The 12,701-nt window shown below is 68.3% G+C and carries 9 protein-coding genes; 3 read left to right on the top strand and 6 right to left on the bottom strand.

Going from position 1 to position 12,701, the window contains the following annotated elements; all coding sequences use genetic code 11:
- Positions 1-2: 2 nt before the first annotated feature.
- Entirely contained in the window at positions 3-2,525 is a 2,523-nt protein-coding gene (gene fxsT / locus ACQPWU_RS12830) for an FxSxx-COOH system tetratricopeptide repeat protein (RefSeq protein ID WP_433439541.1), read from the bottom strand.
- A 190-nt stretch (positions 2,526-2,715) separates the two neighbouring features.
- Here fxsT and ACQPWU_RS12825 point away from each other — a divergent pair, with 190 nt between their 5' ends.
- Together ACQPWU_RS12825 and ACQPWU_RS12820 are read left to right on the top strand one after the other, a co-directional pair.
- Complete coding sequence (locus tag ACQPWU_RS12825; protein WP_433439539.1) at positions 2,716-2,874, top strand: hypothetical protein; 159 nt, start codon at positions 2,716-2,718, stop codon at positions 2,872-2,874.
- A gap of 173 nt (positions 2,875-3,047) precedes the next feature.
- Positions 3,048-5,036 carry a tetratricopeptide repeat protein gene (locus ACQPWU_RS12820; RefSeq protein ID WP_433439537.1) on the top strand — a complete coding sequence of 663 codons (1,989 nt, stop codon included), beginning with the start codon at positions 3,048-3,050 and terminating at the stop codon, positions 5,034-5,036.
- Between the two features lie 4 nt (positions 5,037-5,040).
- On the opposite strand, the gene ACQPWU_RS12815 is transcribed toward ACQPWU_RS12820, so the two are convergent.
- Entirely contained in the window at positions 5,041-6,303 is a 1,263-nt protein-coding gene (locus ACQPWU_RS12815) for an MFS transporter (RefSeq protein WP_433439535.1), read from the bottom strand.
- A 297-nt stretch (positions 6,304-6,600) separates the two neighbouring features.
- On the opposite strand from ACQPWU_RS12815, the gene ACQPWU_RS12810 reads away from it, so the two are divergent.
- The gene (locus tag ACQPWU_RS12810) at positions 6,601-7,335 is read left to right on the top strand and encodes an aminoglycoside N(3)-acetyltransferase (protein ID WP_433439533.1); all 735 of its coding nucleotides are present in this window, start codon (positions 6,601-6,603) and stop codon (positions 7,333-7,335) included.
- Here the strand turns inward: ACQPWU_RS12810 and ACQPWU_RS12805 are convergent.
- The 4 genes from ACQPWU_RS12805 to ACQPWU_RS12790 form a co-directional block, all read right to left on the bottom strand.
- On the bottom strand, positions 7,332-7,805 hold the full coding sequence (locus ACQPWU_RS12805; RefSeq protein WP_433439531.1) for a GNAT family N-acetyltransferase: 474 nt from the start codon (positions 7,803-7,805) through the stop codon (positions 7,332-7,334). The genes ACQPWU_RS12810 and ACQPWU_RS12805 overlap by 4 nt on opposite strands.
- Before the next feature lie 146 nt (positions 7,806-7,951).
- A complete protein-coding gene (gene dapB, locus ACQPWU_RS12800) occupies positions 7,952-8,689 on the bottom strand; it encodes a 4-hydroxy-tetrahydrodipicolinate reductase (protein ID WP_433439529.1) in 738 nt (245 codons plus the stop codon).
- A 97-nt stretch (positions 8,690-8,786) separates the two neighbouring features.
- Positions 8,787-10,142 carry a M16 family metallopeptidase gene (locus ACQPWU_RS12795; protein ID WP_433439527.1) on the bottom strand — a complete coding sequence of 452 codons (1,356 nt, stop codon included), beginning with the start codon at positions 10,140-10,142 and terminating at the stop codon, positions 8,787-8,789.
- The gene (locus ACQPWU_RS12790) at positions 10,139-12,487 is read right to left on the bottom strand and encodes a polyribonucleotide nucleotidyltransferase (protein WP_433439525.1); all 2,349 of its coding nucleotides are present in this window, start codon (positions 12,485-12,487) and stop codon (positions 10,139-10,141) included. Before ACQPWU_RS12790 ends, ACQPWU_RS12795 begins: the two co-directional genes overlap by 4 nt.
- Positions 12,488-12,701 lie beyond the last annotated feature (214 nt).

Genomic DNA, 12,701 nt, shown 5'->3' with positions numbered 1-12,701 from the left:
GATCAGATGGGCGGTGGGTCGAAGTCGCAGTGGAGCCGCTCACCCGCGAGCACCGAGAGCGACTCGGGGTGATCGCGCCCCATGACCGCGTCGAACCGCCGCGTCGTGTCGGCCAGCAGCTGCTTGGCCTCCTCCTCCGCCCCCGACGCCCGCAGATCGAGGCAGAGGTTGGCGGCGCAGACGAGGCTGAGATAGTGGTCGGGGGTGAAGTACTTCTGGATTCGCTGGTAGGTCTCCTCGCCGAGCCTGCGGGCCTCGTCGTGCAGTCCGAGCGCGGCCAGGTCACCGGCCAGGTTGATGGCGCAGGTCACGCTGTAGTCGTGGTCGCGGCTGACCCGCTCGGCGAGGCCGGCCAGTGACCTCTCGTTCAGCTCCCGCGCCGCGGCCGGGTCTCCGGTCAGGCGCAGGAGCAGCGCCAAGTTGGTCTGGCCCGCGAAGGTGAATGGGTGGTCGTTGCCGAACACGTCCGGATAGAACGTCAGCGCCTGCTTCACCAGCGCCAGCGCCTCTTCGTACTCCCCGCTGGCCCGCAACGCGTTGGACAGGCCGAACGCGGCGGCCATCGTGTCGGCGTGGCTGTCGCCGTACAGGCGGTGCAGGCGGGCGTGGGTGTCACGCATGAGCTCCAGCGCCTCGGCCACCCTGCCGCTCCTTCGCAGCGAGATCGCGAGGTCCTTGGCGGCGAGCAGGGTCACCGGATGGTCCTCGCCGATCTGCGTCACACCGTAGGTGTAGGCCTCTGCGGCCATCTCAACGGCCACCTGGAACTGGCCGCTCAGCCGCACGGCCCGGCCCAGGTTGCTCCAGGTCGACAGCAGGGCGCGCCGCCCGATGCCCTCCCGGCTGCTCATGTAGCGGTAGACCTCTTGGAGCATCTCCCGCGCCTTGTCGTATTCGCTGGTCAAACCGTAGTTGACGCCCATGTTGTTGACCACGCGCTGGACTGTGATGTCCTTCCTGCCGACCAGCCGGTCATAGATCGCGAGAGTTTCCTCGTCGACCTCCCGGGCCCGCAAGAACTCGCCGCGGCCCCTGAGGGTGGCGGCGTAGCTGCTTCTCGCCCAGAGCGTCTCCGGCTGCTCGGGGCCGATATGCTCGCGCATCATCGCCAGGGTGGCCGAGTCGATCTCGTACGCCTTGGTGTAGAACGTCAGCTCCCGGTACACGTTGCCCAGGTGGATGCGGGCGACCAGCACGTCCTTGTGACGATCATTGCTCGCCTCCGTCCACGTCGCGATGTACTTGTCGAGCAGCGCCTCGGCCTGCTTCAGACTGCCTCGCACGTAGAGGTAGCGCACCACCTTGAGCGCGAACTCCCTGACGTGGGGATCGCCGCACTCGATCAGCCCGGACGGCTCCAGGTGCGCGGCGAGCTCCTCGAACTGGGCGAACTTCTGTGTGTCGTCGGGGTCGGCCGGCGCGCTGCGGGACAGCAGCCGGTGAACTTCGTGTCGCAGCTCGTCACGCTCGTCTTCGGGGGTCTCATCGCGGAGCAGCGCCTGGTTGAGCCGGTGCACCTGGAGGGTGCGAGTGGACGGCTCGACCTTGACCAGCGCCAGGCGCTCCAACTGGCTCAGCGCGTTGGCGAGCTCGATCGGATCGGACAGGACCTGCGCCAGCTTCTTACGGCCCACCGCCGGGCTGCCTCGGCGGAAGACGTCACGCGGAATCGACTCGGGCCCGAAGAACGCGCAGCAGCGCAGCACCTCGACGGCTCCGGGGAAACGATCCTCGAGCTGCGAAACCGACACCTGCCAGGCAGCCGTCATGGACTGCGGGTAGGTCGGCGGCTTCCCCAGCCTGAGCACCTCGCCCGTCCGCTTCTTCACCAACCCGACGTACTCGTCCACCGGCATCAGCGTGCGTGACAGCAGGGCGGCGGCCTGCTCCAGCGCCAGCGGGAGGTCTCCGAGAACCTCCGCGACCAGGTTCGCCTCAGCGTCGGTCACTCCGTCGGCCAGGCGCCTGCGAAGGAACGCCATGCTCTCCTCACGCGTGAACACGTCCACTCGAATGGTGGCCTCGTGGTCGCTCCAGCGCGAGTTGCGGGACGTGATGATGACGTGGCCGGGCCCCCTGGGGATGTAGTCCTGGATGAATTCGGGGTCCTCCGCGTTGTCGAAGATCACCAGCCAGCTTCGGTAGGGGTCCCCGCTCTGGAGCGCGCGCAGCACAGACTGCGCAGCCTGCTCGACTCCGGTGCTGGTGGCGGGGGGCAGGCCGAGCGCGGTGGCCATCGCGGCGAGCGACGACGGCACGAGCATGGTCTGGTCGGCCGAGATCCACCAGACCAGGTCGTAGTGGGCGCGGAACTGCCACGCGTACTCGACGGCCAGTTGCGTCTTGCCCACGCCACCAAGCCCTTGCAACGCCCACGGCTGCGCCACCACCGCGTTCACCGGGTTGACGCTCTTCCTGAGCGCGGTCAGCAGGTCGGCGCGGCCCGTGAAGTTGGGATTGCGCCTCGGCACCTTTTCCCAGACCTTCGGCCGCTGCGCCGAAAAGGAGTGTGAATTCTCCGCCACGTTCGCTCCTCCGCTGCACACCCGAAGACGTCCGTCAGTAGTAAGCCCATAGTAGAGGTTGATTAGTGGGGACGCTTATCACAGAATCATAATAAGAACCTCGCGCGATCTTGGTCGGGCACGACGATGCGCACGCCCATAAGCGCCTGTACGTCATGTGGATATTCGGCTGGCCCGAAAAGGAGTGCACATGCAGGATGGGCTGTACGGATCCAGCGCGCTGATCGATGTCACCCACGTTTCTCTGCGCGGGTTGCAGGAGATCGAGAGCGCCGCCCTGCGGGCGGCGGTGGAGTCCTGTCTGGCCGATGACAAGGAGCAGATGGCGGCGTTCCAGAATTCCATTTAAGACACCGCATCCCAATCGTCGCCGGTGGGCGAAAATCGGGCGTGCCGCAGTGCGCCCGATGCACAACCTTATCCCCATGGAGGATGTGCGGGCCACGCCTCGCGTGCGAAGATATCAGCCTCATTGACCGGCGGAATGTGCGGTGAATTGCGGCTCCGGATGGGATCGACAACATGGCCACTTCCGGCACGAACGGGCAGCAGGCGATGCCGGGACCGTACCCGGGCTCACGCGTCTTTCGCGCTGAGGACCGCCACAGATTCTTCGGACGTGCCGAGGAATCCCACGAGGTGCGCAGGTTGTGGCAGACGCAGCGGGTGACAGTCCTGTACAGCGCCTCGGGAGCCGGGAAGACCTCGCTGATCCAGGCCGGCGTCATGCCTCTTCTCAGCCCCGGCGGGATCGACGTCCTCCCCCTCGGCCGGGTCTCATACGCCTCCACCTTTCCGCGGGCCGCGCTGCCTTCCCACAATCCCTACGTTCTGGCCCTGCTCATGTCGTGGTCCCCGCAGGCGCTGCCCACCCGGCTCGTGAGCCTGACGATCCCGGCGTTCCTGCGTTCGCGGCCGGTCAAGCGCGACGCCTACGGCGATCCCACGCCCACGCTGATGGCGGTGGATCAGGTGGAGGAGCTCTTCAGCGTCGGGCGGCCGCACAGGCTGTACCGAGACTGGTTCTTCGGGCAACTCGCCGAGGCCCTGCGCGCGAATCCCGGTCTGCGGCTGCTCCTGTCGATCCGGGCCGACCGGCTGACCGACCTGCTGCCGTACGAGCGAGAGCTCGCTGACACGGCCGGACAGGAGCGCTTCCCGTTGGAGGCGCTGACCTTCGACGGCGCCCTAGAGGCGGTTACGGGGCCGCTGGAGGGCACGGGGCGCTCATTCGCGCCAGGCGCGGCCGAGCAGTTGGTACGGGACCTCGTCAGGGTCAGGTCGCGCACGTTGGAGGGGCCGGGCGTGGAGCCGGTCCAGCTCCAGGTGGTCTGCGAGGCGCTGTGGGGCTCCCTGGCGCACGAGAGCAAAGAGATCGCGAAGAGCGATGTGCTCCAATGCGTAGACAGGACGCTGGCGGAGCACTACGAGAGGGAGATCAGGCAGATCGCCTCGGAGCGCTTCGACGGCGACGACCGCAGCCTGCGGACGTGGCTCCGGCTGACATTCCCGAGCCCGGCGGGTGGCAGGCAGGCTGTCCGGCAGAGCGCGATCAGGATGGCGGGGGTCGGCAGAAACGTGGTCTCCCTGCTGGTGAAGCGGCACCTTCTCCGGGCCGACCAGCGCATGGGCGAGAGCTCGTACGAGCTGGCGTACGACCGGATGCTGCAGCCCGTCAAGTGGGACGACCAGCAGACTCCGCGGCAACCGCTGGAGTCCCAAGACTATCTGCGCGAGGCGGAGGCGGCCCTGCGCGAGGGCGACCTCCCGCTGGCCACCAGGCTAGGCGAGGAAGCGCTGGCCCGCTCGGAGGAGAACGACCTCCGCCTGCGCGCGCGGATCGAGTCACTTCTGGGCAACATCGCCAACGAACAGGGAGACCTGCAGGGCGCCATCTCCCGCTACAGCGCCGCCGCTAGGAGCTTCGAGACCGCGGGGATGGTGACCGCCGTCGGGCCACTGCTCACGGCCATCGGACGGCTGCAATTGGCCCGGGGGTTCCCCGCCAAGGCCGTACGTGAGCTACAGGCCGCGATGGCGCGCGTGCCCGCGGATCTGACGATCCAGACGGAGCTGGCCTGGGCGCTGTGGCACGGCGGGCACACAGACGCGGCACTGGGCGTGCTCAACGGCGTGCTCGACAGGGAGGGCAACAACACCGAGGCCCTGCTCACTCGCGGCCAGATCCTGGCCGGCATGGGCAAGGCCGACGCCGCACTGCGCGACCTCGGGCGGGCCGGCCCGCTGCGGTGGCCGTTCGCAAAAGTGGCGCACGCGCTCGCGCTCGCGCAGACCAACAGCATCAAGGAGGCCCAGCAGGAGATGGTCGAGGCGCTGGCGGAGTCGGCGGACGACGGCCCGCTGCTGCTCTATGCGGCCAGGGTGGAGCAGCTCGCGGGCAAGACCACCTCGGCGGCGGACCTGGCCACGAAAGCCATCTCCGCCAAGGCGCCCGCCCTGCCGGAGCACATGGCGGAGGACGCCATACGGCTGGTCGTCAGCGCTTGGTGACAGCTCAGGACTTGGACAGGGCCACCAGCCCCGGCAGATCGGGAGGCAGAGGCGGGGTCAGGGTCTCACGCAGTTTCGGCGCGCTCGAGACCACCAGCGCCGCGAGCAGCATGAAGACGCACAGGGCCAGCGAGCCGCCCGCCACGCCGAACCACGTGACGAGGAGGCCGCCCAGAGGCGCGGCCAGGCAGAGCGCGCCATGCGACAGGAGTCGTGACACGCCCACCACACGAGCCAGTGTTTGCGAATCGACCTTGTGGACCTCCACGGACCGGATCGCCACGTTGGTCAGCGCGCCACCGATACCGGTGATGAAGAGCGCCACCCCGAAGACCCACACTCCCAATCCCCACGCCGCGCCCAACGCCGCCACCGCCAGCCCGGCCGCCCAGAACCACATATGGGTCAGCAGCACAGAACGCGGCTGCCAGTGAAAGGCGAAGGCTGCGCCGACCGCCCCGCCCAGCCCTCCTACGGCGAGAACGATCCCGAGGTAAAGCGAGGACATGCCGCTCGACCCGGCAACGATGATCATGATGAGGGCATTGACCATCAGATTGGTGAAGGCCGTCACCTTGATCGAGCCGCCGAGAAAGGGTTGCTCTCTCAGTGCGAGGAATCCCCCGGACAGATCACGCCACAGCCATCGACCGGCGGAACGCCCCTGGGAATCCCGGGGCCAGCCGAAGGCCAGAGCCCCAGAAATGGCGAATAGCACAGTATTAACCACAAAAGGGATATAGTGCCCGAGCCCGAAAAGGTATCCGCCGAGTGGCCTGCCGGCGATCGAGGCCAGATGGCTCGCGGCCTCGCTCTTGGCCAGCGCTCGGCGCATCATGACCGGTTGCGCCAGAGAAGGTAGCAGCGCGGCCTCTGCCAAGGTGAAAAGCACCCAAAAGGCGCCTTCCGCCACAGCGGCCCCGATGATAAATATGAACGACAGACCCCCGAAGGGCAGCGCGGCGAGCACCGACGCCACGCACAGCGTGCGGCCGAACTCCGCGAAAAGCATGACCTTGCGGGGAGGTATCCGGTCGACCACGAGCCCGCCGGGAATGTAAAGCACAAGAATGGGAAGCGTCAATGCGAACCCGGCCCAGCCTGCGGCGGTCGGCGAACCGGTCTGGTGGAGGGCCAGAAGTGGATAAGCGACCGCAAGCGTGCGCGTGCCGACCGTGGAAATGGCCGAACCAGCCCAGACGAAGGCCAGCCTAGGCCTCCTTGGAAGGACTGGGTCAGCCTGCAACGGACCACGTGAATTATCCATGCTCCCCGCCCCGCCCGGTGCGTCGGGGAAGATCTTATGCTCCCGGGTGGGGGTGGGCATGACAGCAACCCGCCTCTGGAAAGGGACTGCTTACCGAGAAATTACGGCTTGGGACCCGTGAAGTATATGGGCTGAGTCTGGGCTACGCATCATGATCCACCAATCGACCGAGCACATGATCAGGAGAATTAGCCCTGGTAGATCGCCTGTGCGACATGGTGTGATCGTAAAGTGACATCAGGCATCTATGTTGGATTTGATGACGTATGGCGCCATTTTGCCTCTCTTGGTCTCGGCGTGGGACAGATCGTCCTGCTCCATTCGTCCCTCCGCAGCCTCGGCCAGGTCGATGGCGCGGCGGGCACTGTGGTCGCGGCGCTCCGTGATCTGCTCGGCGCGGACGGCACGCTCGTGGTCCCCACCGGCACGTCGGCCAACTCCGACACCTCCCCGCTCTACCGGGCCGCAGTGGCTGGCATGGACGCCGACGAGGTCGCCCGCTACCGCTCCCGCATGCCCGCCTACGCCTCGGCCTCGACGCCCTCCAACCTGATGGGCGTGATCGCCGAACACGTACGAACTCTGCCCGGAGCCCGTCGCAGCGCGCATCCGCAGACGTCCTTCGCCGCCATAGGCCCGCACGCGGCGAAGATCACCGACGGTCATGCCCGTGACTGCCTCCTGGGCGAACGATCTCCCCTGGCCCGGCTCTACGACGCCGGAGCCCTCGTCCTGCTGCTCGGCGTCGGCTACGACAAGTGCACCGCGTTCCACCTGGCCGAGTACCGCTACCGCGACGACCCGCACCGCCGGAGCTACCGAGCGGTGGTGGACGACGGAGAGGGGCGGACGTGGTGCGAGTTCGTGGACGTGGACGTGGACGCGAGCGACTTCGAGGCGCTGGGCGCGGACTTCGAGCGGACCGGCGCGGTGCGGCGCGGACTCGTCGGCGCCGCCGAGGCCCGCCTGTTCCCGCTGATCGCCGCCGTGGACTACGCCGCCGACTGGTTCGCCGCCCACCGCCGGAGCTAGCGGCGCATCACCACGCGGGGCGCGACCTCGATCCCCAGCTCGCGCTCGTGCTCCACCACCGCACGCAGCTCCGGCCCCCACTCCTCCTCGGGCATCACCGAGAAGCCGCGCCGCGCGTACCACGGCGCGTTCCAGGACACGTCACGGTACGTCGTCAGCGTCACGGCAGGTGCCCCGGCGGCCCGCGCGTGGTCGACGACCGCCGTCACCAGCCGCCCGCCGATGCCCTGGCGCATGCTCCGCGGATGCACGGCCAGCTGTTCCAGGTGCAGGTTGCCGTCCACCCACCCGACCAGCGCGAACCCCGCCGGAGGCGTCCCCTCCACCAGGACGGCCCCGGGATCGTCCACCTCTTCGATCATGGTCGTGCCGGACGGGAACACGATGCCCACCTGCTCGAAAAGCCGGTCCGCCGCCAGCTCCACAGCCACCAGCCCGGCCAGCTCCCCCGCCTCGGCCCATCGCACCATGCCGACACGATCTCATGTTTCAAGCGGATCTCACCGCTCGTATTAGTGTTTGTGCTCATAGGCTCGGCTGTGCGGAGCTGAGACCCCCTCCTCATGGCGTGCCCACGACCATCCGGTGGTGGGCACGTCGTGTGCGGCCAGCCGCCTCAGAGGTCGAGGAGCGGCTCCAGGCCCACGGTGAGGCCGGGCAGCTCGCGCACGCGGCGCACCCCGAGCAGCACGCCCGGCGTGAACGCCGACCTGCTCATCGTGTCGTGCCGGATCGTGAGGATCTCGCCGTCGCCGCCCAGCAGCACCTCCTGGTGCGCGATCAGCCCGGACAGCCGCACCGCGTGCACGTGCACGCCCCCGACGTCCGCCCCGCGGGCGCCGTCGAGCGCGGTGCTCGTGGCATCGGGCATCTGCCCGAGCCCCGCCTTGCCGCGCGCCTCCGCCACCAGCTCCGCCGTGCGCCGGGCCGTGCCGGACGGCGCGTCGGCCTTGTTGGGATGGTGCAGCTCGACGATCTCAACGGACTCGAAGTAGCGGGACGCCTGCTGGGCGAAGTGCATCATGAGCACGGCGGCGATGCCGAAGTTGGGCGCGATCAGGCAGTGGGTGCCCGGAGACTCGGCCAGCCATCCGCGCACGGTCGCCAGCCGTCCCTCGTCGAACCCGGTCGTGCCCACCACCGGGTGGATGCCGTGGCGGATCGCCCACTCGAGGTTGCCCATGACCACGTCGGGATGGGTGAAGTCGACCACCACCTCGGCGCCCTCGAGCCCCTCGATGGGGTCGTCCTTGTCGAGCGCGGCCACCAGCTCCATGTCGGTGGCCGCCTCGACCGCCTTGCACACCTCGACGCCCACCCGACCGCGAGCGCCCAGCACACCTACCCTGATCACACGGCAACCCTATACCAGCAGGAAACCTGCCCATCGGACTGCCGTCCCGCCGTCGTGGCCGGTCAAGACCGCGACGGCAGCCGACTTGGCAGGTTTCTCACTGGCTGACGACGTCGGAGAAGTCCTTGTCGCCGTACGGGCCGATCACGGCGAGCGTGAGCGGCCGTTCGAGCACGTCCCTGGCCACCGCGTCGATCTCGTCGGGGGTGACCGCCTCGATGCGCGACAGCACCTCGTCCACCGACATCAGCTCGTCGTAGACCAGCTCGTTCTTGCCGATGCGCGACATGCGCGAGCCGGTGTCCTCCAGTCCGAGCACGAGCCCGCCGCGCATCTGCCCCTTGCCGCGCATGATCTCGTCGGCGCTCAGGCCATCGGACACCACCCTGGACACCTCGTCCCGGCAGATCTTGAGCACGTCGTCGATCTTCGACGGCAGACAGCCCACATAGATACCGAACTGGCCGGTGTCGGCGTAGGCCGAGGTGTAGCTGTAGGCGGAGTAGGCCAGGCCGCGCTTCTCCCTGATCTCCTGGAAGAGCCTGGACGACATGCCGCCGCCCAGCGCCGCGTTGAGCACGCCGAGCGCGAACCTGCGGTCGTCCGTACGGGACAGGCCGGTCGTGCCGAGCACCAGATTGGCCTGCTCGGTCGGCCGGTCGAGCACCCGTACGCCGGAGCGCGTCTCCGCCCCCGGGCCGCTGGTGCGCGGCAGAGCGAACTCGGCCGGTCCGCTGAGCGCGCCCGCCCGCTCATACGCCCGGGTGACCAGTTCGACGACCTCTTCGTGCCGTACGTTGCCCGCCACGGACACGACGGTGCGGCGGGGCCGGTAGTAGCGGTGGTAGTACTCGGCGATCCGGTCGCGCGCGAGCGTGTTGATCGAGTCGACCGTGCCGAGGATGGGCCGGCCGATGGGCGAGTCGCCGTAGAGCGCGGCGGCGAACTGCTCATGCACCACGTCGGAGGGGTCGTCGTCGTGCATGGCGATCTCCTCGAGGATCACGCCGCGCTCGGACTCGACGTCCTCCTCCGTGATGAGCGAGCTGGTCACCACGTCGGCGAGCACGTCGACCGCGATCGGCAGGTCCTCGTCGAGCACGCGCGCGTAGTAGCACGTGTACTCCTTGGCGGTGAAGGCGTTGATCTCACCGCCGATGCCCTCGATGGAGGCGGAGATCTCCATCGCGTCGCGCGTGGGGGTGCCCTTGAACAGCAGATGCTCGAGGAAGTGGGTGGCCCCCATGTGCTCGGGGGCCTCGTCGCGCGAGCCGATGCCGACCCACATGCCGACCGCGACACTGCGCACGGTCGGCATGGTCTCGGTCACCACGCGCAGCCCGCCGGGGAGGACGGTACGCCTCACCACCCCGGCTCCATCCCTGCCGGGGTGCAGCGTGGTCGTGAGCCCCTCAGGGAGGGACTCAGGACCGCTGTTGGTCAACTCGCTCACGAGTTTCGGTCGTCCCCGTCGTTGCTGCTGCCACGGGTGCGAACGCGGGTCCGGGTGCGACGGGGCCGATCCTGCTTGTCCTCGGCGGCCTCTCTCTCGGAAGCCTCCTCGGCAGGCGGAGCCTCCCCTTCCTCGTCGGCCCCGGCGGCGCCCTTCGCCTCCTTCTCGGCGGCCTCCTTCTCGATGACCTCGACGGGCACCAGCGAGAGCTTGCCCCGGGCGTCGATCTCGGCGATCTCGACCTGGATCTTCTCGCCGACGCTCATCACGTCTTCGACGTTCTCGATGCGCTTGCCGCCGTGCAGCTTGCGGATCTGCGAGACGTGCAGCAGACCGTCCTTGCCGGGCAGGAGCGAGATGAACGCGCCGAAGGCCGCGATCTTGACGACCGTGCCGATGTAGCGCTCACCGACCTCCGGCATGTGCGGGTTGGCGATGGCGTTGATCGCCGAACGGGCCGCCTCGGCGGAGGGGCCGTCGGTGGCGCCGATGTAGATCGTGCCGTCGTCCTCGATGGTGATCTCGGCGCCGGTGTCGTCCTGGATCTGGTTGATCATCTTGCCCTTCGGGCCGATGACCTCGCCGATCTTGTCGACCGGGACCTTGATGGTGATGATGCGCGGCGCGGTCGGGTTCATCTCCGCCGGAGAGGCGATCGCCTCCTGCATCACGTCGAGGATCGCCAGGCGGGCGCCCTTGGCCTGCTTCAGCGCGCCCGCGAGCACGCTCGCGGGAATGCCGTCGAGCTTGGTGTCGAGCTGCAGCGCGGTGATGACGTCCTTGGTGCCGGCGACCTTGAAGTCCATGTCGCCCATGGCGTCCTCGGCGCCGAGGATGTCGGTCAGCGTGACGTAGGTGTCACCCTCGCCGATCAGGCCCATCGCGATGCCCGCGACCATCTCCTTGAGCGGCACACCGGCGTCGAGCAGCGCCATCGTGGACGCGCAGACCGAGCCCATCGAGGTGGAGCCGTTGGAGCCGAGCGCCTCGGAGACCTGGCGGATGGCGTACGGGAACTCCTCGCGGGTCGGGAGCACCGGGATCAGCGCCCGCTCGGCCAGCGCGCCGTGACCGATCTCGCGGCGCTTGGGCGAGCCCACCCGGCCGGTCTCGCCGGTGGAGTAGGGCGGGAAGTTGTAGTTGTGCATGTAGCGCTTGGTCCGCTCAGGGTTGAGCGTGTCGATGACCTGCTCCATGCGGAGCATGTTGAGCGTGGTGATGCCCATGATCTGGGTCTCGCCGCGCTCGAACAGGGCCGAGCCGTGCACCCGGGGCACCACGTGGACCTCGGCCGACAGGGCGCGGATGTCCTTGGTGCCGCGGCCGTCGATACGGATGCCCTCGTTGATGACCCGCTCGCGCATGAGCTTCTTCATCACCGAGCGGAACGCGGCCGAAATCTCCTTCTCGCGCCCCTCGAACTCGGGCAGGAGCTTCTCGGCGGCCAGCGCCTTGACCTTCTCCAGCTCGTTCTCGCGCTCCTGCTTGCCGGCGATGGCCAGGGCGGCGGACAGCTCGGTCTTCACCGCGGCCTCGACCGCGTTGTAGACGTCCTCCTGGTAGTCCAGGAAGACCGGGTATTCGGCCGTCTCCTTGGCCGCGACCTGCGCGATGCGCGCCTGGGCCTCGCACAGCACCTTGATGAACGGCTTCGCCGCCTCCAGGCCCTGCGCGACGGTCTCCTCGGTCGGCGCGACGGCGCCCTCGGCGACCAGCTTGAGCGTGTCCTTGGTGGACTCGGCCTCGACCATCATGATCGCGACGTCGCCGTCGTCGAGCACGCGGCCCGCCACGACCATGTCGAACGTGGCCCGCTCCAGCTCGTGGTGCGTCGGGAAGGCCACCCACTGGCCGTCGATCAGCGCGACGCGCACGCCGCCGATCGGGCCGGAGAACGGCAGCCCGGCAAGCTGGGTGGACAGCGACGCGGCGTTGATCGCGACGACGTCGTAGAGGTGGTCGGGGTTGAGCGCCATCACGGTGGCGACGACCTGGATCTCGTTACGCAGGCCCTTCACGAACGACGGGCGCAGCGGCCGGTCGATCAGCCGGCAGGTGAGGATCGCGTCCTCAGAGGGACGGCCCTCACGGCGGAAGAACGAGCCGGGGATGCGACCCGCGGCGTACATGCGCTCTTCGACGTCGACCGTGAGCGGGAAGAAGTCGAAGTTCTCCTTGGGCGCTTTCGACGCGGTGGTGGCTGAGAGCACCATCGTGTCGCTGTCGAGGTAGGCGACGGCGGAGCCCGCCGCCTGGCGCGCGAGACGACCGGTCTCGAACCGGATCGTGCGTGTGCCGAATGCGCCGTTGTCTATGACGGCTTCAGCAGTGTGGACACCCTCCACGGGGGACCTCCTTGTAGTCGGTCTCCCGCGCCCTTTTCTCACCGGCACCCTCGTTAGGTGCAGCGCCGGTCTTCGATCGAAGCGCCCGGTCACATTTCACTGTCAAATTCCTACCGGAAGCCACTACCGAGGACCGGCCCGCAGGCGTCGCGGGTCGCATGGTGCTGAGCGGACGCGGGGGCTGTGTGTCTCGGATCTTCAGTTGTACGTCAGG

Source organism: Nonomuraea sp. CA-141351, assembly GCF_050944675.1.
Lineage (GTDB): Bacteria > Actinomycetota > Actinomycetes > Streptosporangiales > Streptosporangiaceae > Nonomuraea.
The sequence above is the reverse complement of the archived record's forward strand: the minus strand, read 5'-3'. Positions and strand labels throughout refer to the sequence as shown.